At 38.5% G+C, this 22964-nt stretch carries 24 protein-coding genes; all 24 read left to right on the forward strand.

What is annotated here, in order from left to right:
- Positions 1-4: 4 nt before the first annotated feature.
- The 24 genes from KBP50_RS08605 to KBP50_RS08720 all read left to right on the forward strand — a co-directional run bounded on the left by KBP50_RS08605 (position 5) and on the right by KBP50_RS08720 (position 22857).
- Complete coding sequence (locus KBP50_RS08605) at positions 5-736, forward strand: hypothetical protein (protein ID WP_050352952.1); 732 nt, start codon at positions 5-7, stop codon at positions 734-736.
- 821 nt (positions 737-1557) lie between these two features.
- Positions 1558-3036 carry a stage IV sporulation protein A gene (spoIVA, locus tag KBP50_RS08610; protein WP_050352951.1) on the forward strand — a complete coding sequence of 493 codons (1479 nt, stop codon included), beginning with the start codon at positions 1558-1560 and terminating at the stop codon, positions 3034-3036.
- Positions 3037-3952: 916 nt separating this feature from the next.
- On the forward strand, positions 3953-4225 hold the full coding sequence (locus tag KBP50_RS08615; RefSeq protein WP_050352950.1) for an HU family DNA-binding protein: 273 nt from the start codon (positions 3953-3955) through the stop codon (positions 4223-4225).
- 787 nt (positions 4226-5012) lie between these two features.
- Complete coding sequence (gene mtrB, locus KBP50_RS08620; protein ID WP_050352949.1) at positions 5013-5237, forward strand: trp RNA-binding attenuation protein MtrB; 225 nt, start codon at positions 5013-5015, stop codon at positions 5235-5237.
- Positions 5238-5416: 179 nt separating this feature from the next.
- Complete coding sequence (locus tag KBP50_RS08625; protein WP_050352948.1) at positions 5417-6193, forward strand: heptaprenyl diphosphate synthase component 1; 777 nt, start codon at positions 5417-5419, stop codon at positions 6191-6193.
- Positions 6194-6196: 3 nt separating this feature from the next.
- Positions 6197-6928: a demethylmenaquinone methyltransferase gene (gene menG / locus KBP50_RS08630; protein ID WP_050352947.1), complete on the forward strand. Its 732-nt coding sequence runs from the start codon at positions 6197-6199 to the stop codon at positions 6926-6928.
- Positions 6929-6939: 11 nt separating this feature from the next.
- Entirely contained in the window at positions 6940-7911 is a 972-nt protein-coding gene (hepT, locus tag KBP50_RS08635) for a heptaprenyl diphosphate synthase component II (RefSeq protein ID WP_050352946.1), read from the forward strand.
- Between the two features lie 72 nt (positions 7912-7983).
- Entirely contained in the window at positions 7984-8430 is a 447-nt protein-coding gene (gene ndk / locus KBP50_RS08640; protein WP_050352945.1) for a nucleoside-diphosphate kinase, read from the forward strand.
- Positions 8431-8518: 88 nt separating this feature from the next.
- A complete protein-coding gene (locus tag KBP50_RS08645) occupies positions 8519-9289 on the forward strand; it encodes a CheR family methyltransferase (RefSeq protein ID WP_050352944.1) in 771 nt (256 codons plus the stop codon).
- 510 nt (positions 9290-9799) lie between these two features.
- Positions 9800-10969 (forward strand): chorismate synthase, encoded by a 1170-nt coding sequence (gene aroC / locus KBP50_RS08650; protein ID WP_050352943.1) that lies wholly within the window; start codon positions 9800-9802, stop codon positions 10967-10969.
- 1 nt (position 10970) lies between these two features.
- Complete coding sequence (gene aroB, locus KBP50_RS08655) at positions 10971-12050, forward strand: 3-dehydroquinate synthase (protein WP_050352942.1); 1080 nt, start codon at positions 10971-10973, stop codon at positions 12048-12050.
- A complete protein-coding gene (aroH, locus tag KBP50_RS08660) occupies positions 12047-12427 on the forward strand; it encodes a chorismate mutase (RefSeq protein WP_050352941.1) in 381 nt (126 codons plus the stop codon). The genes aroB and aroH overlap by 4 nt, the downstream gene beginning before the upstream one ends.
- Positions 12424-13515 (forward strand): histidinol-phosphate transaminase, encoded by a 1092-nt coding sequence (hisC, locus tag KBP50_RS08665; protein WP_050352940.1) that lies wholly within the window; start codon positions 12424-12426, stop codon positions 13513-13515. Before aroH ends, hisC begins: the two co-directional genes overlap by 4 nt.
- A 12-nt stretch (positions 13516-13527) precedes the next feature.
- Positions 13528-14628: a prephenate dehydrogenase gene (locus KBP50_RS08670; RefSeq protein ID WP_050352939.1), complete on the forward strand. Its 1101-nt coding sequence runs from the start codon at positions 13528-13530 to the stop codon at positions 14626-14628.
- A gap of 24 nt (positions 14629-14652) precedes the next feature.
- Complete coding sequence (gene aroA, locus KBP50_RS08675) at positions 14653-15942, forward strand: 3-phosphoshikimate 1-carboxyvinyltransferase (protein WP_050352938.1); 1290 nt, start codon at positions 14653-14655, stop codon at positions 15940-15942.
- 146 nt (positions 15943-16088) lie between these two features.
- Positions 16089-17411 (forward strand): tetratricopeptide repeat protein, encoded by a 1323-nt coding sequence (locus KBP50_RS08680; RefSeq protein WP_483409874.1) that lies wholly within the window; start codon positions 16089-16091, stop codon positions 17409-17411.
- A 108-nt stretch (positions 17412-17519) separates the two neighbouring features.
- Positions 17520-18095 (forward strand): ReoY family proteolytic degradation factor, encoded by a 576-nt coding sequence (locus KBP50_RS08685; protein ID WP_050353545.1) that lies wholly within the window; start codon positions 17520-17522, stop codon positions 18093-18095.
- 86 nt (positions 18096-18181) lie between these two features.
- A complete protein-coding gene (locus KBP50_RS08690) occupies positions 18182-18640 on the forward strand; it encodes a DUF2487 family protein (RefSeq protein WP_050352936.1) in 459 nt (152 codons plus the stop codon).
- Between the two features lie 135 nt (positions 18641-18775).
- The gene (locus KBP50_RS08695; protein WP_050352935.1) at positions 18776-19288 is read left to right on the forward strand and encodes a QcrA and Rieske domain-containing protein; all 513 of its coding nucleotides are present in this window, start codon (positions 18776-18778) and stop codon (positions 19286-19288) included.
- A 6-nt stretch (positions 19289-19294) separates the two neighbouring features.
- A complete protein-coding gene (gene qcrB / locus KBP50_RS08700) occupies positions 19295-19969 on the forward strand; it encodes a menaquinol-cytochrome c reductase cytochrome b subunit (RefSeq protein WP_050352934.1) in 675 nt (224 codons plus the stop codon).
- A 15-nt stretch (positions 19970-19984) separates the two neighbouring features.
- On the forward strand, positions 19985-20767 hold the full coding sequence (locus KBP50_RS08705) for a menaquinol-cytochrome c reductase cytochrome b/c subunit (protein WP_050352933.1): 783 nt from the start codon (positions 19985-19987) through the stop codon (positions 20765-20767).
- Between the two features lie 435 nt (positions 20768-21202).
- A complete protein-coding gene (lhaT, locus tag KBP50_RS08710; protein ID WP_050352932.1) occupies positions 21203-21778 on the forward strand; it encodes a lipoprotein heptaprenylglyceryl N-acetyltransferase LhaT in 576 nt (191 codons plus the stop codon).
- A 79-nt stretch (positions 21779-21857) separates the two neighbouring features.
- Positions 21858-22121 (forward strand): sporulation protein YpjB, encoded by a 264-nt coding sequence (locus KBP50_RS08715; protein ID WP_050352931.1) that lies wholly within the window; start codon positions 21858-21860, stop codon positions 22119-22121.
- 49 nt (positions 22122-22170) lie between these two features.
- On the forward strand, positions 22171-22857 hold the full coding sequence (locus KBP50_RS08720; RefSeq protein WP_050352930.1) for a zinc metallopeptidase: 687 nt from the start codon (positions 22171-22173) through the stop codon (positions 22855-22857).
- Positions 22858-22964: the final 107 nt, after the last annotated feature.

Here is a 22964-nt window from a genome sequence, read left to right on the forward strand (position 1 = left end):
TATAATGACGTATACGACATATGGAAAAATCACAATAGTTATTCTGATTACGATCCTGTTAAGTGGTTGTTTATACCCGGATGAGCAATTATCCAAAAACCAAGTTCCTAATCAAGACCAATTGGAGGCAGTTCAATCTGCAGTGGAACAATATCGGGAGCAAAATGGCGGGCTTGTGCCGATTCGCACAAAAGATAGCGACACACCAATTTTTCAGAAATATTTGCTTGATTTTTCAAAATTAAAAGAGGCGAATATATTAACAGAGATACCTGGTAACGCGTATGAAAATGGTGGCGTTTACCAATACACATTAATTACACCTGAAGACAACCCGCGTGTAAAACTAATTGATTTACGTATTTCTGAGGCAATCCGTAGTGTAAACGTAAAATTGGACATCTATCGTGATGAACATCTTTACCCACCATTTAAAGAAGAAATAGCGGATGGAATTTATACAATCGATTATGAGAAACTTGGGTTAGATGCTACACCAACTGTAATCAGTCCATATTCCAAGGAAAATTTGCCTATTATCATGGATACGGATGGAAAGCTCTATGTAGATTATCGAATCGACCTAAACCAAGCGCTACAGGAAGAAGAACACAATTATGAGCCAGGTGATGATATTCGATATGTGTTGGCTGATAACACACCGTTTGTACCAGTCTATTCCCTTCCATATACAGTTGAGAAAGGTGAACCAGTGTTTTTACAAGAGAATAAATAAAAGTATCATATTTGAACCCTTGAAACAATATATTGTTTCAAGGGTTTTTTTGAATGTATAAGAAACTATAAAATTAGGTGCTTGTGGATAACGAAATAACCGACTAGTCACGTCCGGCGCATGAGCCCAGCAACGATGCGACTTTAGAAATGCGCCCTACGATAAGGCCTCATCGGTTCGTCGCCTCACCGTGATTCCTTTATCTTTAGTTGATTCGTTCCATTCGCTACGTTGCTAAACGGGCGCCCCGCGCCTTTGTTCATGGGGGCGGATCTTCTTTTTAGGGCTGAGATGATAAAAAATAGAGGGGTAGAAGATAAATTCTATCTCATTTCAAACCAATTTAATAAAGTAGTTCAGCTACTTGTTAACTCACCCTTAAATTTTGAGGTGCGTACTATATCCCTCAGTTAACCCACTTATAAATGGCAGTAAGTCCTGCCTTTCAATGCTACGAGGATAAGCGGAGGCAATAAATGTTCGTCTAACAATCAGTGGAGGGATGAATGAAAACACCCAACTGATTGAAGAACTTTATTCAACATAGAGAAACTAATTTGCAAGCACTCCAGATAAACATTGTTTATGTTTAATACTAATTCGCTATATAAGGCTGTTTTAGCTGGAGAGAAAAGATATGAAGAATAGAATTATATAAGGTAGCCAGACTCTTACATGCTTTAGGAACTTAGAGCTGCCCAGTTTTATTTAACTTTTACACATAATTCAGGCATATTTTGATAGGACAACATCATAGACTTGTAATGTCAATTATTCATAGTTTGTGCGTAAAAAAGTAATGGAGATCGGGAGGGGATCTTTTGGAAAGAGTGGATATTTTTAATGATATTTCAAAACGGACAAATGGAGATATTTACTTAGGTATCGTCGGAGCAGTTCGTACAGGAAAATCAACGTTTATTAAAAAATTCATGGAGCAAGTTGTATTACCAAATATGGACGACGAAAGTGAACGAGCACGGGCACATGATGAATTACCGCAAAGTGCTGCTGGCAAAACAATTATGACTACAGAGCCAAAATTTGTACCTAATCAAGCAGTTTCTGTTCATGTGGATGAAGGGCTAGATGTAAATATTCGTCTCGTGGATTGTGTAGGATATGCAGTTGAAGGTGCAAAAGGGTTTGAAGATGAAAATGGTCCGAGAATGATTCATACGCCGTGGTATGAAGAACCGATCCCTTTTCATGATGCAGCTGAAATTGGAACAAGGAAAGTAATTCAAGAACACTCTACGATTGGAGTCATTGTCACTGCAGATGGTTCGTTTGGAGAAATTGCCAGAAATGATTATGTGGACGCTGAAGCGAGAGTAGTTGAGGAATTAAAAGAAGTAGGAAAACCGTTTATTATGGTTCTTAATTCACAGCGTCCTACCAGCCAAGAAACAGAACTATTACGACAAGAACTAGTTGACAAATATGATATTCCAGTGTTGGCAATGAGCATTGAATCCATGACAGAGCATGATGTTACCAACGTTCTACGGGAAGCGCTGTACGAATTTCCAGTATTAGAAGTAAATGTGAATTTACCAAGCTGGGTGATGGTATTAAACGAAGATCACTGGCTAAGAAGAGGATATCAGGAAGCTATACAAGATACGGTGAAAAACATTAAACGTTTACGAGATGTGGATCAGATTGTTGGAGAATTTTCAGCTTATGAACATATTGACCAAGCGAGATTGGCAGACATGGAAATGGGAGAAGGGATAGCTGAAATTGATTTGCATGCCCCAGACCACTTATACGACGAAGTATTAAAAGAAATTGTAGGCGAAGAGATTAGAGGAAAAGACCATTTGCTACAGCTCATGCAAGATTTTGCACATGCTAAAAGAGAGTACGATCAAGTATCAGGTGCATTGCAAATGGTCAAGCAAACTGGTTACGGAATTGCTGCTCCCGCTTTGGAAGATATGATTTTGGATGAGCCTGAAATTATTCGCCAAGGGTCTCGGTTCGGGGTTCGTTTAAAAGCTGTCGCTCCATCGATTCACATGATCAAAGTGGAAGTTGAATCCGAGTTTTCTCCAATTATAGGAACGGAAAAGCAGAGTGAAGAGCTGGTTCGCTATTTAATGCAAGACTTTGAAGAAGATCCACTATCGATTTGGGAATCAGATATTTTCGGGCGTTCATTAAGCTCCATAGTTAGGGAAGGCATTCAAGCAAAAATTGCCCTGATGCCAGAAAATGCACGATACAAACTGAAAGATACACTGGAACGAATTATTAACGAAGGATCTGGTGGCTTAATAGCTATTATATTATAGCAGCTGTATGTAGCTGCTTTTTATTTTTCTCGGAAATCCTTTACTGGTGACATTTTTTCTCTGCTAAGATTCTATTGAGTAATGTGGTCATCTTACACATTGTTAGTTCACATGCAGACCTTATGTTAACAGATTTCTTTATCCCATATGTAATCCTATTAAGCAGTGTACGTAGTCCGATATCGGGCTGCTTTTTTTATTTTATCCCAAATATAAGGTGCTGTAAGACTCCGACTTCAGGAGTTGGATAATGTGTACTGCAACAAGTCTAAGTGGGAGGTAAAAGCACCTAAATGCACTATTTCGTTCAGAGGTCTTTAGGTCATATCATTATGGTACTAACAAGCTGTGGGGGATGAATGAAACTGATTGAAGGTTCACTTTATTGCAGAGAGGAGGGAAACGGCGGTCATGTTTTCTTTTTACTCCTAATCTATGCAGTGGATAGGATGGCAATTGACTATCGTTGCTTTCGTTTCCTGCTTGTGATTAATCGTCTTTATAATATGAATATTCAAACACTTAACCCTCACCTATATTTTCATTGCTATCATGTTTGGGGGTAAAAGTACTTTTTTAAAAAAATTTAATAGAAAACGGCAGGATATTTGCTAGTTGTGTCGTATACCTATTAATATAGCCGAGTATTGCCGCTAACCATCATTCTAACAAGGTTTCTGTGATAAATGGGATTATCTACCAATTTTACTATGAAAATTCATGAAAACTGAAAGAAATAAGAAAAAATTGGGGGGAAACTGTTGAATTTTGTTGCAAACTCGGTTAAGATAAGCCATGTCACACTTGAATTATGTGACATGAAGTATAAAAACTGGCAAAATGGTGAACAAATGATGATAGCTTCTTTTAATTTGTTCCAATGTCGATTGATGATAAATGGGAGGAGGTGAATGTCATGAATAAAACAGACCTAATTAATGCTGTAGCTGAAAAAAGCGAACTTTCTAAGAAAGATGCAACGAAAGCGGTTGATGCAGTATTCGAATCTGTCATGGATTCACTTAAAAAAGGTGAAAAAGTACAGTTAATCGGATTTGGTAACTTTGAAGTGCGTGAGCGCTCTGCTCGTAAAGGTCGTAATCCTCAAACAGGAGAAGAGATCGAAATCCCAGCAAGCAAAGTTCCTGCATTTAAACCAGGTAAAGCCCTAAAAGACAGTGTAAAATAATTATTTTACATAGGGCCTAAGAGAGGATACGCGTTTTGCGTATCCTTTTTTTAATAAGATAAGAAAGCATAAAATTAGGTGCTTGGGGATAACGAAATAACTGAATAGCCACGTCCGGCGCATGAGCCCAGCAACGATGCGACTTAAGAAATGCGCCCTACGATAAGGCCTCATTGGTTCGTCGCAAAGAGGAAGGCCGACTAAAAACGGGCTTGCCGCTCAGGCGTCGGCATACCCCTGTTTTTAGTGGCATGATTCCTTTATCTTTAGTTGATTCGTTCCATTCGCTACGTTGCTAAACGGGCGCCCCACGCCTTTGTTGCAGAGTAAGAAAGTATAAAATGAGGTGCTTGGAGATAACGAAATAACTGAATAGCCACGTCCGGCGCATGAGCCCAGCAACTAGGCGACTTCACGAAATCGCCCTACGATAAGTCATCATCGGTTCGTCGCCTCACCGTGATTCCTTTATCTCAGTTGATTTGTTCCATTCGCTACGTTGCTAAACGGGCGCCCCACGCCTTTGTTCCACTATAGGAAAGTATAAGATTTTTTTGGTATATAGTATAAGAAAAACAAAGGCTTCCGCCATAAGACTTGGCGACAAGCCAAGTTTTTCTAAACGTAGATTAAATTTCTTCAGCATGACACACATGTACAGGCATCTTGAATCAGCGTTAAAAATGACAAGATGTTAGGTACTGTTTAACGAAAGCTAGTAGATCTAAATCGTTAATATTTTCGATTAAAAAACTATTTTGAACATACGAAAGGAATGCTGATAATCATGGATAAACTAGGTGTTTCATCTGATTTTTTTGTCATCAAAGCATTGGAAGATGGCGTACAAGTAATTGGATTAACGAGAGGAAACGATACCCGTTTTCATCATTCGGAGAAACTGGATCAGGGAGAAATTATGATTGCACAGTTTACAGAACATACATCAGCCGTTAAAGTACGAGGCAAAGCCTTAATTCAAACGAGTCACGGTGAAATTGAAAATAAGTAAGTTATTAATGCTCTAAGGATAGCTCATATATGGGAAAACTAGTAGTTTCATTCACTGCTATTTGAAATGATCTAAGCTTCATTTTACTTTTATCCAGATTGTTTGATTATTGATTAGCCATAAATTATGCTATAATAGCTAAAGCGAATAGATTGGATGAAGGGTTCAGGTGATTTTTCTTGAATACGTCAACAGAGGACATACAGTACCTAAAAACAGAAATAGAAACGAAAATAAAGCACTCCTATTTGGAAAAATATATTGACAAACCCATCATCGATGAAGGAAAGATGCGTTTATTAATTGAAATGATCAACCATAGTTCCTTACCTGAATCCCGTAAGCAAAGATATATCTTAACGACAATGCTTGTTCAAATGGCTTTGGACACACACGACAAAGTTCCGAGTTTGACATCTGAAGAAGAGGAAGAGGATGTCAAATTGCAAAAACAGTTACATGTACTTGCTGGTGACTATTATAGTGGACTCTATTATTTAGTGTTAGCTGAAATAAACGATTTTGAATTTATTCGGTTGCTTGCATCGGCTATCAAAGAAATTAATGAGTATAAAATGACACTCTATTATAATGAGATAGATTCCTTAAAGCACTACATGCATGTACGGAATGTTATCGATACACGTTTAATCGTTCAAATTGCCTCTTTTTTTAGTGTCCCAAGCTTGGGGGAAATTGCAGAAAAATGGTTATATATCACCAAGCTAACGAACGATATGGACCAAATTAAAGCAAGTGAAATAAAGTTAAATCCTTGGATAGAAAGTATTACAAATGGGGATGCATTGATCAAACAGCTTACAGAATTATTGCATCAGGTGGAAAATGAAATAAGCCGATTACCGGCGATTTATCACAGTTTTTCACATTACTTGTTAACGGAGCTCGCTTCTGTAAGAAAAACATATTTATTTAGTATGGGGGAAGAAGGTTAAGCTATGGCACAATCATCAAAAGAAGAACGTGTCCATCACGTGTTTGAAAAAATATATTCCAAATACGATTCCATGAATTCTATTATTTCATTCCAACGCCATAAAGCATGGAGAAAAGACGTTATGAAACGAATGAATGTACAGCCTGGAACAAACGCCTTAGATGTATGCTGTGGAACAGGAGACTGGGCATTGGTAATGGCAGAGCAAACTGGAAATACTGGAAAGGTTACCGGCCTTGATTTTAGTGAAAATATGCTTTCCATTGCGAAAAAAAAACAACAAGAGCTAAAAATAGAGCAAGTACATTTTATGCAAGGAAACGCGATGGAACTTCCTTTTGCAGATAATAGCTTTGACTATGTAACTATTGGCTTTGGTTTACGAAATGTAGCAGACTATATGACCGTACTAAAAGAAATGTATCGTGTCGTAAAGCCTGGGGGGAAGGCGGTTTGCCTGGAAACCTCACAGCCTACCATACCTGTTTATCGGCAATTATACTATTTTTACTTTCAATATATTATGCCTTTGCTCGGAAAAATAATCGCCAAAAGTCAACAGGAATACGCATGGTTAAATGAGTCTGCCCAAGATTTTCCTGATAAAAAACGACTCAAGCAGATGTTTATCGAGGCAGGGTTTACCAATGTTCAAGTGAAAAGTTATACTGGTGGCGTAGCAGCAATGCATATGGGCGTAAAAGAACCGAATAATGAATTAAGTAAATATTAAAGGTGACATTCATGAAATTAGCTAGAGCTTATGGATATTTAAAAAAAGACTTAAATGAAATCGAACAGACGATTAATGATGTGGTACAGGCAAAGCATCCTGTGCTACGCCAAGCTTCTACACAGTTACTGCAAGCAGGCGGGAAACGAATTCGCCCTGTATTTGTGTTATTGGCAGGTCAGATGGGCGAGTATGACTTGGAGCGTCTAAAAACCGTTGCTGTGTCATTGGAACTCATTCACACAGCAACATTAGTGCATGATGACGTGATTGATGATGCTGATATACGAAGAGGAAAGCCCACTATACGAAAAACCTACGGGAATCGAGTAGCCATGTACGCAGGTGATTATATATTGGCTCGGGCGTTAGAGGAAATTACCCTATTACAAGATCCGAAAATACACCGTTTATTATCTAAAACAATTGTAGAAGTGTGTAAAGGCGAAATCGAACAAATTAAGGATAAGTTTGATGGAAGTCAGGGGATTCGCAATTACTTGCGACGAATTAAACGTAAAACAGCTTTACTTATAGCAACAAGTTGTAAGTTAGGTGCTATTGCTTCTGGACTTACTGAACAAGAAGCGCATAAATTATATCGTTATGGATACAATATTGGCATGTCTTACCAAATCATTGATGACATTTTAGATTTTACAGGATCTGAAAAAGAATTAGGAAAGCCTGCAGGGAATGACTTATTACAAGGAAATCTAACCCTTCCTGTGTTTTTAGCAATGAAGGACCCTGTTCTTGAAACGAGGATTAAACAAAGCTTACAGGCTGATCCTATCACTCGTGAAGCACGCATGAAAGAGGTTGTGGAAAACATAAAAGAAACAGATGCAATCAGCGAATCGTATTGTTTAAGTGATTGGTTTTTGGCAAAAGCGCTAAAACAATTGGAAGGTTTTCCTGATAGTCGTCCAAAGCAAACATTATTACAGATTGGTAAATATATCGGCAAACGCCGAGCTTAATTTGTCTTTTTTACATAGGTTTGATAAAATTTTATCGGCTAGATAAATACATAAGGTGAGGGGTTTTGTAACATGGAAAAAACATTTTTGATGGTTAAACCAGATGGTGTTCAACGTAATCTAATCGGCGATATCGTTAGTCGATTCGAAGCAAAAGGTTTTAAATTAGCTGGAGCAAAGCTGATGACCATTTCAACCGAATTAGCTGAAAAGCACTATGCAGAACATAAAGAACGCCCTTTCTTTGGGGAACTGGTGGAATTTATTACGTCTGGTCCAGTATTTGCCATGGCTTGGGAAGGTGAAAATGTAATCGCAACCGCAAGAGAAATGATGGGCAAAACCAATCCAACAGAAGCATTACCTGGAACGATTCGCGGAGACTATGGAATGACTGTTGGTAAAAATATTATTCACGGTTCTGATTCTGCTGAAAGCGCTGAACGAGAACTTGCTTTATTTTTCAAAGCTGAAGAGCTAATTGATTATATGAAACAAGATGCCACTTGGATTTACTAACATGAAAGCTTTTGGAATTGCCGTGAGTGCATAATCCTCACGGCAGCTTCATGTTTGCACAGTTGTTATATTGAAAGAGGGGGAAGCATTGGATAAAGATTATACCCAGTTTATTGCTAAAGTTAAGACGAAACTAGGCATTGATTTACATTTGTATAAAGAAACGCAAATGAAACGAAGGCTAACATCACTACGAAATAAACGGGGCTATAAAGACTTTGCAAGCTATTATCGCGCATTGGGCCAAGATAAGAGGTTGCTAAACGAATTTGTTGATCGTTTAACAATTAATGTATCCGAGTTTTACCGTAATCCGATACGATGGGAAGTCTTACAAACCTCTGTTCTTCCAAAGTTGGTGGAGCAGTCACCGTTTACTATTTGGAGTGCGGCATGCTCGACAGGTGAAGAACCGTATAGTGTTGCAATGATGCTGGCAGAACATTTCCCAAACGCTTCCTATCGAATCATCGCTACAGATATCGATGAAGCTGCGTTAGACAAGGCAAAGCAAGGGATTTATCAGAAGCAAGCGCTAAAGGATTTACCAGAAAAATTCATTACGAAGTATTTTACTGATCAGCAAGGACTTTATTATTTATCCCCTAGTATTAAACAGCGAGTCACATTTCGTAAACATAATTTGCTTGCCGATACATATCCGAACAACATAGACTTAATTATATGCCGGAATGTCTTAATTTATTTTACAGATGAAGCAAAAGAAGAAATTTACCAGCGTTTTAGTCAAGCTTTGAATAAAAATGGTGTATTATTTGTCGGCAGCACGGAACAAATATTTCATCCGGAAAAATATCAATTACGTTTATTAGATACTTTCTTTTACCAGAAAGTTTGAAAGTCTTATCTTTAAATTGCGGTTAAATAGTAAGTATTTAGCTTGTAGAAACCTTTTGGTTATCTACAAGTTTTTTTATTGTATAGGAAACGATAAAATTAGGTGCTTGGAGATAACGAAATAACTGAATAGCCACGTCCGGCGCATGAGCCCAGCAACGATGCGACTTAGAAATGCGCCCTACGATAAGGCCTCATCGGTTCGTCGTAAAGAGGAAGAACGACTAAACACGGGCTTGCCGCTCAGGCGCCGGCATACCCCTGTTTTTAGTAGCTTGATTCCTAAATCTTTAGTTGATTCGTTCCATTCACTACGTTGCTAAACGGGCGCTTGCGGGTTTGTTCTGCACAATTAATCAGAACTTACGTTCTGTGTTCGTGCTATAAAGGAAGATGATAGCGCTTTATTTGAGTTTTTTGACTAATTCTTTATTTTTTTCAATAATTGTTGCCAAAAACATGTTAAGGTATGGTATAGTAATTAGAAAAATTCATAAAAGGAGAATGTAACGTGCGCTATTTAACAGCGGGGGAGTCACATGGAAAACAATTAACAACCATAATCGAAGGAGTTCCTTCCCAAATGCCATTAGTAAAAGAAGACATTAATCAGTCCCTGTCACGTAGACAAAAAGGACACGGCCGTGGGAAACGAATGCAAATAGAAAAAGACCTCGTTGACATTACAGGTGGGGTAAGACATGGAATTACGTTAGGTTCGCCAATCTCATTGGTCATACATAATGATGACTTCAAGCATTGGGAAGATATTATGGGAGCGGATCCGATTGATACAGACCAAAAGATTCGTAGAGTAGTAACACGACCAAGGCCAGGTCATGCTGATTTAAACGGGGCACTTAAATATGGACATCGCGATATTCGCAACATTTTGGAGCGTTCTTCAGCTCGTGAAACAGCAGCACGAGTAGCCGCTGGATCTGTGGCAAAAACGATGCTCAAGCATTTGGGAATTGACGTCGTCGGTTATGTGAAAGAAATTGCAGGTATTATTGCAGAGGATCAAGCAGCGCTTTCCGTTCAGGAGCGTCAGCAATTAGCAGATGACTCACCAGTTCGTGTCTTAGATAAACAAGTTGAGGGACCGATGATGCAAGCGATTGATGATGCCAAACAAGTAGGAGATTCCATTGGTGGTGTTTGTGAAGTTTATGTCGAAGGGATGCCAGCTGGTGTCGGATCTTACGTCCATTATGATCGTAAATTGGATAGCAGAATAGCCGGAAGTGTCATTAGCATTAATGCATTTAAAGGGGTAGAATTCGGGATTGGGTTCGAGGCAGCTAAACGAAACGGAAGTCAAGTGCATGATGAAATTGCTTGGAGCGAAGAGTTAGGTTATTATCGGATGACTAATCGCCTAGGTGGTTTTGAAGGTGGCATGACAACAGGAATGCCAATCGTCGTGAAAGGGGTCATGAAACCCATTCCAACATTAATGAAACGCCCACTTACGAGCGTGGATATCGATACAAAAGAACCGTTTAAAGCTACGGTGGAAAGATCCGATGCCTGTGCAGTACCAGCTGCTTCAGTTGTTATGGAGCATGTGGTGGCATTTGAATTGGCAAAGGCATTAACCGAGCAATTTACGAACGACCAATTTCCAAAGCTGAAAGAAGCCATTGAAACATATCGTGAAGAAATCAGGTGTTTTTAATATGGAAACAGCAGAAATAAAAGTTCAAGCAAGTACACATGCATACTCCATTGTTATAGGAGAAGGAATTCGCAAGCAAACGAAGCAATATTTAACAAAAGATTACTCTTTCGTTTGGATTATCACAGATGAAAATGTAGCCCCATTGTATTTATCCGATGTTCTTGAAGCATGTTCCCCTTTACAGGTACATCACACGGTAATCCCTGCTGGTGAACAAACAAAGAGTACGGACTATTATTATCAACTGCTAACAGAGGCAATTGAACATAACCTTGATCGTAGCTCTTTGTTAATTGCTTTAGGCGGGGGAGTTATTGGTGATTTAGCGGGATTTGTAGCGGCCACTTATATGCGAGGAATTGATTATATTCAAATGCCGACAACGATATTAGCCCACGATAGCAGCGTCGGTGGTAAGGTCGCTATTAACCATCCGCTCGGGAAGAATTTAATTGGGAGCTTCTATGCACCACAGGCAGTCATTTATGATGTCGAAACGTTATTTACATTAAATAAAAAAGAAATCCGCTCTGGGTATGCAGAATTAGTGAAAGAAGCATTAATTTCAGATGAAGCTATCTTTTATTCATTTCTTAACACCGATTTTCAAGCTTTATCAAAAGCAACTGTGCAAGAGCATATTCATATAGGTATACAAATTAAAGCACATGTAGTAGAAACAGATGAAAAAGAAGCAGATATGCGAAAATATTTGAATCTAGGACATACACTAGGGCATGCTTTAGAAGCTCAGTTAGGATATGGAACGCTTACACACGGAGAAGCAGTTGCTATTGGCTTGTTATTTGCCATTCATGTGAGTGAATCAGTTTATGATAATCATTTACCATTTTCTGAATTAAAACAATGGCTGCAAAACAATAATTATCCGCTTGAACTTCATTCTGTGGATCAGCAAGCCATACTTGCTAAAATGAAAAATGATAAGAAGAACAAGCATCAAAGTATTCAAATGGTATTGCTGGAACAAATAGGCAAACCAATTATAAAACAAATTACAGATGAGGATATGCTTTATTATTTATCATCTTTTGAAAGAAAGCTGGTGGGCGAGTGACAAGGGGGATACGAGGCGCAACAACGGTAGTTGAGGATCAAGCTGACATGATTATTGAGAATACTAGACGGTTAGTCGAAGAAATGGTGACTAAAAATAATGTATCACCAGAAGATGTTTCACATGTTTTTATATCTGTAACTAAGGATATTACGGCAGCCTTTCCTGCAAAAGGATTACGAAAGCTTCCTGGATGGACGTATGTTCCAGTTATGTGCATGACAGAAATAGATGTGCCTAATAGTTTAAAACGGTGCATCCGTGTGATGATGGTTGTAAATACAGACAAAGAGCAAGCAAGTATGAATCATATCTTTCAAAATGAAGCCATTCATTTACGTCCCGATTTAGCGTGTAAGGAGGATAGCACATTATGAGAGCAAAAGCCGCGTTAAAACAAATTGCCCCATACCAACAGGGGAAACAAATTCAAGACATCAAAGCTCAATACCAAATAGAGCGAATTGTTAAGTTATCATCTAATGAAAATCCATATGGATATTCGAATGAAATCAAACAGTTTCTCGCTTCCTTTGAGCCTGCTTTTGATATTTATCCGGATGGATATACCGCTCGACTTAGGAAAGACCTTGCTAACAAATTAAATGTGAACGAGTCAGAAATTATTTTTGGAAGTGGTTCTGAAGAAATCGTTCAAATGATTTGTCGAGCGTATTTATTTACAGGAGTAAATACAGTCATGGCCACACCAACCTTTCCACAATATAAACATAACGCGACGATTGAAGGGGCAACAGTAAAAGAAATTCCGACTGTGGATGGTTCCCATGATTTGGCTGACATGTTGGATACGATTGATGAGGATACCAATGTCGTTTGGCTTTGTTCACCTAATAATCCAACTGGAACTTCGATAGCAAAGCAGGACCTTATTTCATTTATGGATAACTGCCCAGAACATATTTTAGTTGTCTTGGATGAGGCGTATTATGAGTATTTAGATGAAGCGAAAGACCTGCATGCGATGGAGTGCATACAAGAATACAGCAATCTAATTGTTTTACGAACTTTTTCAAAAGCGTATGGGCTTGCCGGATTACGTATTGGCTATGGGGTCGCAAATGAAACGATTATCAATCAATTGAATGTTGTACGCGGCCCCTTTAATACTACATCGATTGCCCAGCAAGTTGCGCAAATCGCACTAACAGACCAAGCATTTATTAAAGAGACGAAACGCAAAAATTTACTCGTCAAGCAGGACTTTCAAGTATTCCTAGACCAACTTGGCTGGAATTACTTTCCTTCGGAGACAAATTTTATGCTTGTAATGACGCCAACTAGTGGTACAGAAATGTTTAATTTTCTAATTCAGTACGGTTTTATCGTCCGTCCTGGTGAGTTGTTAGGAATCCCAAATACAATTCGTTTTACACTAGGTTTAAAGGACGATATGCAACGGCTGCAAGAGTTATTCTCACTCTATCATAAACAAAACAGCTAAGGGGTTGTATATGTGAAGCGTATAGTAACTATAGCAGGACTCGGCCTAATTGGGGCATCGATAGCAAAGGCATTAAAACCGATAGCTGAAAACTATATTATCGGCTATGATATTCATTCAGAGACACTTCAGTATGCCAAGAGTCATGGAATCATTCATGAAGCGAAAGCAGATTATACTGCTGCAGTACTACAGGCTGACTATCTTATCTTAGCTGCTCCTATTTCAGAATCAATTCGATTGCTTGCAGCTTTGGACGAAATGCAATTATCTAAAAAATTGATAGTAACAGATGTTTCTTCTGTTAAGCAATCGATGATTACTACTGCCAACCAACTGCAAAATAAAGCCGTGTCTTTTGTCGGTGGGCACCCGATGGCAGGGTCTCATAAAAAAGGTGTACAAGCTGCCAAAGCACATTTATTTGAGAACGCGATTTACGTATTAACGCCAACCGAACGAAGTACAGAGCATGATGTTCATGCTTTAAAGTCATTGCTGCTCCCGACACATAGTAAGTTTCTCATATTAGAAGCAGATGAACATGATGAAATGACTGGGGTTATTTCGCACTTTCCGCATTTAATAGCATCTTCATTAGTTCACCAGGCAAAACACTGGGAAGAGACACATGCTTACTTACCTAATTTGGCTGCGGGAGGGTTTCGTGATATTACGAGAATCGCATCCAGTAATCCAACCCTTTGGCAGGACATCTTTTACCATAATCGCAAGAAAATGTCACTGCTTTTAGAGGAATGGATCACGGAAATGCAACACGTAAAGCTCTTAGTAGAAGAAAACAATAAACAAGACATGATTGCTTATTTAGAAGCAGCCAAACTATATCGTGACGGACTTGGCACAAAGGAAAAAGGCGCCATTCCATCCTACTATGATTTGTATGTCGATATTCAAGACCAGACCGGTGCGTTGGCTCATGTAACGCAATTGCTGGCAAATAGCAATATAAGTATTAACAATATTCAAATATTAGAAATAAGGGAAGGGATCATGGGAGCGCTGCGGCTAAGTTTTGCTTCAGAAAAGTTGCAAAAAATAAGTGAACAGACACTTAATGAAGCAGGTTATGAAACAATGGTCGAAAAATAATGCTTGATAAAGGATGATAGGAAGTTGAAAGAACGAATATTACAACCGATTAACCGCCCTTTACAGGGAACTATAGAAGTGCCTGGTGATAAATCTATTTCGCACCGATCCATTATGTTCGGCTCTATAGCCCAAGGAACAACAACTGTTGACCATTTTTTAGATAGTGAAGACTGTATGCGGACAATAAATATTTTTCGAGCGATGGGGGTAACCATTGAACAGCAAGGATCAAGTATAACGATTCATGGAAAAGGCTCCCAATCATTAACAGAACCCGTTGAGCCTCTCTATTTTGGAAATTCTGGGACAACTGCAAGGTTAATGCTAGGTATATTAGCTGGATTGCCAATGTTTACAACTTTATATGGTGATATTTCTTTAACGAAACGTCCGATGAATCGTGTTGTTGATCCACTGCGTTTAATGGGAGCAAGTATTGCTGGGAGGTCACAAGGAAATTATCTTCCTTTAGCGGTAGATGGGAGACGACTAAAATCCATTTACTACCATTTGCCTGTTAAAAGTGCCCAAGTGAAATCTGCCGTTTTATTGGCCGGTTTGTTTGCAGAAGGAATCACAACGGTTACGGAAATATCTCCTACAAGAAACCATACCGAATCGATGCTACGAGCATTTGGTGTGGAATTGAATAAAAATGGTTCTGATATTTCAATTCATGGAAAGCAAGCTTTAACAGCTACGGACATCTATGTACCTGGTGATATTTCTTCTGCTGCATTCTTTCTTGTAGCAGCTGCCATCGTTCCAGATAGTCAACTAAAACTATTACATGTTGGATTAAATGAAACACGCACTGGAATAATGGATGTTTTATTAGCGATGGGTGCTGATTTACGCATAGAGGAAGAACAAGTAAAAGGTGGCGAACGAATTGGCAATATTATCATTCGTTATCAGGAATTAACGGCCACAACCATTGAAGGAGAAATGGTTCCAAGACTCATTGATGAGATTCCGATCATTGCGTTATTGGCTACACAAGCAGAAGGGACGACAGTGATTAAAGATGCAGCAGAACTTCGTGTGAAAGAAACAGATCGTATTCGTGCTGTAACAGAAACACTTACTAAATTAGGGGCTAGTGTGGAGGAGACAGAAGACGGGTTAATTATCCATGGAAAGACCCAATTACACGGAAATCGGGTTCAATCCTATCATGATCATAGAATGGCTATGATGGCGTCCATTGCTTCACTTGTTGCAACGAGTGAAATCGCAATTGACGATATATCTCCAATTGCAACATCATATCCCCGCTTTTATGACGATTTAAACCAAATTGTGCAATAGTCAAAAAACAGAGGCGCTCAAATCAACTTATAGCTGTAGATTTGAACGTCTCTTTATCATCTCTGATAAACAAATTACCTTAAACGGATTTAGTGCGTGAATGCATAGCGGATTGAACTCCCATTTCATGCGTATATTTTGAACATCTGCTTGTTTTCCGTTATGATAAAGACCATGATGAACGTGAAGAAAGGGAGTTCAATGTGGAAACAATCATGGAAGCTGTTCGTTTAATGGAGGCCCAGAAAACAGAAGAAGCAATCGCCTTACTAGAGAGCTATTTACCGACTGCAAATGAAGAAGAACGCTATACGATCGCAGAGCTATATTTGCAATGGGGCTACCTGCATGAAGCGAAAGCAATTTTCGAAGAATTAATTCAACAATTTCCTGCTGAAGGGGAATTAAAAGTTACGCTTGCTGATATTTATACAGAATTGGAAGATGATGAAGCTGCTATTGAGCTTCTTAATGATATCGATGAAGAAGATCCGGCTTATTTGCAGACCTTAATTCAATTAGCCGATCTTTATCAAGCACAGGGGCTATTTGAAGTAGCTGAACAAAAATTATTAATGGCTAAGCGTTATGACCCAAACGAAGCCATTATTGACTTTGCTTTAGGAGAGTTGTATTTTTCAACCGGAGATTATCTTAAAGCCGCCACCTATTATGAAAATATTTTGCCTAAAATGAAGGAAGTAGCGAATGTTTCCATTAATGGTCGACTTGCTGAGGCATATGCTGAAGCTGGTGAGTTTGAGTTAGCTTTAACGTATTATCAGGATGAAAATAGCGAAAACCCAGACTCCTTGTTTAAATATGGTTTTACTGCTTATCAAGCGGGTAGGTCAGACATTGCTAGAAAAGCATGGGAACGTGTTGTGGAGCTAGATACGTATTATCATACCGTTTATTACCAGCTTGCTTCGCTTTATGAAGAAGAAGGGTTGTATGAGAAAGCATATGATATATGTCAAAAAGGGCTGCAAACAGATGCATTTAATAAAGATCTTTATTTACTTGCTGGAAAGCTTGCACACCAACTAGGGAAAGTTGAAGCAAGCGAGACCCACGTTCGGGAAGCTGTGGCAATGGATCCTGACTATAAAGAAGCTGTACTATTTTTAATTGAACTATTAAAAAATAAGGATGATTTTAAAGGAATTGTTGACCTGCTTATCGAAATAAGAAATACAGGTGCTGAAGATCCTTTGTATGAATGGGAACTGGCCCGAGCTTATAATGAATTGGAAGCATACAATAATGCATTAAACCATTATAATGCTGCATATAATAATCTCAAAGATGATAGCGATTTTTTGAAAGAATATGGCTATTTTTTAACAGAGGAAGGGAGGATCAAAGAGGCGATACCTGTTTTTACTGCATATCTTGAACAACAGCCGACAGATGATGAAATAAATGAATTTTTGTTCCGTTTAAAGCAATCAGATCTTGAGGAATGATAAGAAGCTAGATATGATTGAACAACTTCTTATCTGTTGTTAATGGACTCGGTTTTTAACGGATCCAGATTATCCGAGAGGAGAAGTTGTAAAGGAGAGTGAAAAATGGTGCATACTCCAGTATCTGTTGAAGATAAAAAAAGCTTTATCCAATGGTTTTTAAATCATTACCAGTTGAAAAAACGAGAAAGTGTATGGATTTTAAATTATTTAATGAATCATGAGGAGTTGCTTAGTCAGCTTCATTTTGTTAGAGAAGCGAAATTTTGCCCACGGGGCATCATCATGACAAGTCAATGTTCAAGTGAAACAGCTTTTCGTTTTTATAAAAATCAACTCGTAACAACAGATGCAGAGAAGTCGTTTCATGATATTCGATTAAATAAAACAGAAGCCCTTTATCTTCAACTTAATTTCAAAAAATCATACCAAAATGCATTATACATTGCTGTATTAGAAGAAAATCCATTTATTCCAGATGAATATTTTATAACAGCTCAGGATAAAGAAGCAGCACAACAATTGCTTGAGCAATCACGTTATGAATTCCAAAAGCAGGCTCTAAATAAGCAAATTGATCAAGCTTTAGATAATATGGATGAAGAAGCTTTTCTAAAACTAGCGAAAGACCTTCAATTGTTGGAAGAGACATTTTCGAATCAACCAAAATTGCTGAAGCAATAGGTTGATTTTTTTTGCAAGGATAGATAAGATTTAGATAAATCAATTAAAAATAGGCAAAGTGAAAAGAGAAAGGCTGGGCAGAGCAGATGAGATGGAAAAAATCAGACATGACACAATATATAGAAGCAAAAGAATACATTGATACGGTTTTAATTCCCTTGATTCCTTTTCAGATGCAGATTGATAGCACCATAGAAGTAAATGCTTTTCAAAAGGAATGGACAACAGCTCTTGTTAATGAATTGGAGAAAGAGCTAACGGGTCGTATGATGTTACTACCACCTTATTATTATGTAAAAACTACAGCTAAGGAAGCCGAGCTTTCGCGGGTTAGTGCTTGGGTTGAAGAAGCACAACATCAGCCGTTTAAGCATGTGTTTTTTCTTACGCTAGATGCCGCGTGGAAAAAACATGAGCAGGCTCTTCCTGGAACACTGTTATGGCTCCCTGGAATGAAGTCAGGTGACCTTTATTCTGCTGATATGCATAGATTTATTCGTGATCAGGTAGAGCAGATGAGTGAATTAATTCGATCCTATTGGTAATAATGAGCAAAAAGTTTATCTGCAAAAAAGGAATAATGATTGACCGGACAAATAGTTTACGCTATCATGGTTATGTCCTAGTAATCTGAAATAACTGTATTGTCCGTGATTATTGTAAAAGAGGGGGGGAAAATCATGAGCGATAAAAAGCAGCAAGTATCCCGTAGACAGTTCTTGAACTATACGCTTACTGGGGTTGGTGGTTTTATGGCAGCAGGAATGCTAGCACCAATGTTGCGAATGGCAGTTGATCCAGTGTTAAAGGAATCGGGGCAGGGAGACATGGCAAATGTCGGTTTATCCGTTGATGATATCACTAATGAGCCTCAAAAGATTGATTGGAAGATTGACCAAGTTGATGGCTGGTATGAGTCGCAAGTAAATCGATCTGCTTGGGTCTTCAAGGATGAGAATGGTGATATCCAAGCCTTTTCTCCAATTTGTAAACACTTGGGCTGTGTCGTATCCTGGGGAGGAAGTGATGAATATCCTGATCAATTTTTTTGCCCATGTCATGATGGACGATACTACAAGGATGGAACAAACGTACCAGGAACTCCACCTTTGCAGCCATTGGATGTTTATGAATCAGAAGTAAGAGATGGTATTTTATTTTTAGGTGATGCAGTACCGAGAAAGGGGGCGTAATAGTTTATGCTACAGAAAATTTATGATTGGATTGATGAACGTGCAGATATTACGCCAATCTGGCGGGATATTGCAGATCATGAAGTACCAGAGCATGTGAATCCAGCGCATCATTTTTCCGCCTTTGTTTATTGCTTTGGTGGATTAACATTTTTTGTGGTGGTAATTCAGATTCTATCTGGTATGTTCTTAACCATGTATTATGTACCGGACATCGAAAATGCTTGGAAATCCGTTTATTACTTGCAAACTGAAGTGGCACATGGACAAATTGTTCGTGGTATGCACCATTGGGGCGCTAGTGTTGTTATTGTCATGCTATTATTACATACACTACGAGTGTTTTTCCAAGGAGCTTATAAAAAACCACGTGAACTAAATTGGATTGTTGGTGTATTGATTTTCTTTATTATGCTTGGTCTTGGGTTTACCGGTTATTTACTACCGTGGGACAACAAAGCATTTTTTGCTACGCAGGTTGGATTGGAAATCGCACAGCAAGTTCCGTTTATTGGTGAAGAGTTGAAAACGTTATTAGCAGGAGATCCAAACATCGTTGGAGCTCAAACGCTTACACGTTTCTTCGCTATTCATGTGTTCTTTTTACCAGGAGCACTCTTTGCATTATTGGCAATACACTTTATTCTAATTCGTAGACAAGGTATTTCTGGACCATTATAAAAAGGAGGGGAAAGCATGCATAAGGGAAAAGGGATGAAATTTGTTGGTGACTCACGTATCACTACCGACAGAAAACCAAATGTACCTAAGGATTATTCCGAATATCCTGGAAGAACAGAAGCTTTCTGGCCCAACTTTTTATTAAAAGAATGGTTAGTTGGTGCGGTATTTTTAGTTGGATTTTTATGTTTAACATTAGCTCATCCTTCACCGTTGGAGGGAATGGCTGATCCAACAAACGCATCATATATTCCATTACCAGACTGGTACTTCTTGTTCTTGTACGAACTGTTAAAATATGAATTTGCAAGTCAAAACTATATTCTTATGGGTATTCTAGTATTGCCTGGAATAGCCTTTGGCGCATTATTATTGGCTCCGTTTTTAGACAATGGACCTGGGAGAAGACCACATCAACGCCCGATCTCTGTTGGGATGATGCTTCTTGCCCTAGCTTCTGTTATCTGGCTAACGTATGAATCTGCAGCTAATGTAGATTGGGAGTCCAGAGCAGAAGCTAATAAACCGATCCCTCCTGGTGAACAGGCAGAGATCGATACAGAGCACGCAGGATACGCCGTTTATGAAAACAGCTGTTTATCATGTCATGGTGATAATTTGCAAGGTGGTGGAGCTGGACCTTCATTAATCGGTATTGATAAATCCGCCGAAGAAATTGCAACGATTGCAAAAGAAGGGATTGGCTCCATGCCACCTGACCAGTTTGCTGGTACAGATGAAGAACTTGAACAATTAGTTGATTTTATCGTATCTGTAAACGAGCAATCAGAAGAATAATCGAAGAAGAGAAGCACTTTTGCCACACGATGCTGGTAAAGGTGCTTCTTTAACTAATAGAGCTTTGTAGTCGTTAGAAAAACATTTAATAAATCAGAAACTTCGGCTTTGAAAGTTTTAGAAATAAGTTGAACGAAAGAGATTGAACAGTAATTGTGTATACATGGTTAACAATCTGGAGTTCGGTTATTTTACATTTTAGCTCGTAGGAACTGGCAGTAAAACTCGTCTTGCCATACTATGAGGGAAATCCTAAGAGGATCAAAACAAAGGCGATTCTGTTCAGAAACCATTAGGTCATACCCTTAAGGTACTGACAATTAGTGGGGGATAAAAGAAAACACCCACTGATTGTTAGATTCACTTTATTTGATCTCTAATGATTCATCAATTTGTACTATTGTGTTAAAGCTGCTTAGAAAAGAGGGTAACATTTTGATTAAATACATATTGTTAGATAAACGTTTCCTATTTTTATTATTCTTAATCAACTTAGCCGGGACCATTTATGGTTACATGTGGTATGAATCACAATTATCACATACCGATCCGATCTTTTTTGTTTTTGTTCCTGATAGTCCTACCGCCAGTTTGTTTTTTACCATTTTCTTATTATTTTTTATCTTTGGTAAACATATTCCTTACATAGAAGCTTTGGCTATTATTACATTATTTAAATATGGTGTTTGGGCAGTAGTAATGAATTTGCTCACTTTGGTTATAGAGGGATCATTAAGTTGGCAAGGCTATATGTTAATGGCTTCACATGGGGCTATGGCGATTCAGGGGCTTCTCTATGCTCCGTACTATCATTTACGTATGAGGCATATCGTTTTTGCAGCTGTTTGGATCTTCCATAATGATGTAATAGACTATGTATTTGAACAAATGCCTGTATATTCATCATTAGCTTCTTATTTGTACGAAATTGGCTACTTTACATTTTGGCTCAGCATCCTTTCTGTGGCGATAGCTTATTATCTTACAATTGGAATGCAAGAACGAAAGTGAGTATAAGGATTTCTCTTTTGTTATATCATGACTGACCACTTCATACATTAGTATAAGAAGAAAAAGTGGGGTGGTCTCTATGAATAAAAACAGACATTTGTTCGTGCTAACTTTTGGGGTGATCATAGGGATAATTATATATGCTATCGCTTTCACGCCTAAAGCGATCCAAGCAAATGTTCATCGGGCAGCGCAACCAGCAATGGAACAAAAGGGCCAATTGTTTCCATTCATTTGGATTGTACTTATTGTAGGTGGTTGTATTGGCATTACATTAACTTATGTAAGTTGGAGAAAATATAGAGGAGAAAAGAAAAACAAGCAAGACAAAACAGTTGACTAATGCGCCATTTTTGACTAAAATTGACCTTAATAAACAAGGAGGAATGAACATGTTTGGTGGATTGGGAAGTTACTTAATTTACGTAGCTTTACTGCTTATCATCCCCATTTGGGCTAGTGCAAATGTAAAAAACACGTATAAAAAATATATGAAAAAACCAACTTCTTCGTATATGACGGGCGCGCAAGTAGCACGCAGAATTCTTGATGAAAACGGATTATACGATGTTGCGATACAGGAAACTAAAGGGATGCTTTCCGATCATTATGATCCAAGGAAAAAAGTAGTACGTCTGTCCAGCGATAATTACCATGGACATTCGATGGCCGCTTCTGCTGTTGCGGCGCACGAAGTTGGACATGCTATTCAGGATGCGGATGAGTACGCATTTCTACGCTTTCGAAGCGCGCTCGTTCCGGCTGCGAACTTTGGTTCCAATTTTGGTGTGATCTTGCTATTTATTGGTATAATTTTTGGCATGACACAATTATATTTACTTGGAATTGTTCTGTTTGCTGCAGCTGTATTGTTCCAGCTTGTTACATTACCTGTAGAATTTGACGCTTCCAACAGAGCGATGACACAGTTGGTGTCCTCAGGAATTATTCGAAATAATGAAGAGCGAGACACGAAAAAAGTTTTAAATGCAGCTGCTATGACGTATGTGGCAGCAGCGCTTGTGGCATTAGCAGAACTAGTACGATTTATTTGGATGTTTGCTGCAAGTAATGAATAGTGTAATGAGCTAATTGTAAAAAAAGGATGGCGTATCGCCACCCTTTTTTTGGTTGTATAGAAAACTATAAAATGAGGTGCTTGTAGATAACAAATAAACGACTAGTC

Origin of the sequence: Virgibacillus pantothenticus, from assembly GCF_018075365.1 — a bacterium.
GTDB classification, from domain to species: Bacteria; Bacillota; Bacilli; order Bacillales; family Amphibacillaceae; genus Virgibacillus; species Virgibacillus pantothenticus.

Bases quoted from the DNA above. Each gene is read 5' to 3' on its own strand.
- menG (WP_050352947.1), top strand. From the start codon at position 6,197: ATGGCACAATCATCAAAAGAAGAACGTGTCCATCACGTGTTTGAAAAA.
- ndk (WP_050352945.1), top strand. From the start codon at position 7,984: ATGGAAAAAACATTTTTGATGGTTAAACCAGATGGTGTTCAACGTAAT.
- aroB (WP_050352942.1), top strand. From the start codon at position 10,971: ATGGAAACAGCAGAAATAAAAGTTCAAGCAAGTACACATGCATACTCC.
- KBP50_RS08690 (WP_050352936.1), top strand. From the start codon at position 18,182: ATGAGATGGAAAAAATCAGACATGACACAATATATAGAAGCAAAAGAA.
- hepT (WP_050352946.1), top strand. From the start codon at position 6,940: ATGAAATTAGCTAGAGCTTATGGATATTTAAAAAAAGACTTAAATGAA.
- mtrB (WP_050352949.1), top strand. From the start codon at position 5,013: ATGGATAAACTAGGTGTTTCATCTGATTTTTTTGTCATCAAAGCATTG.
- KBP50_RS08615 (WP_050352950.1), top strand. From the start codon at position 3,953: ATGAATAAAACAGACCTAATTAATGCTGTAGCTGAAAAAAGCGAACTT.
- qcrB (WP_050352934.1), top strand. From the start codon at position 19,295: ATGCTACAGAAAATTTATGATTGGATTGATGAACGTGCAGATATTACG.
- hisC (WP_050352940.1), top strand. From the start codon at position 12,424: ATGAGAGCAAAAGCCGCGTTAAAACAAATTGCCCCATACCAACAGGGG.
- KBP50_RS08695 (WP_050352935.1), top strand. From the start codon at position 18,776: ATGAGCGATAAAAAGCAGCAAGTATCCCGTAGACAGTTCTTGAACTAT.
- KBP50_RS08605 (WP_050352952.1), top strand. From the start codon at position 5: ATGACGTATACGACATATGGAAAAATCACAATAGTTATTCTGATTACG.
- KBP50_RS08720 (WP_050352930.1), top strand. From the start codon at position 22,171: ATGTTTGGTGGATTGGGAAGTTACTTAATTTACGTAGCTTTACTGCTT.
- KBP50_RS08705 (WP_050352933.1), top strand. From the start codon at position 19,985: ATGCATAAGGGAAAAGGGATGAAATTTGTTGGTGACTCACGTATCACT.
- KBP50_RS08715 (WP_050352931.1), top strand. From the start codon at position 21,858: ATGAATAAAAACAGACATTTGTTCGTGCTAACTTTTGGGGTGATCATA.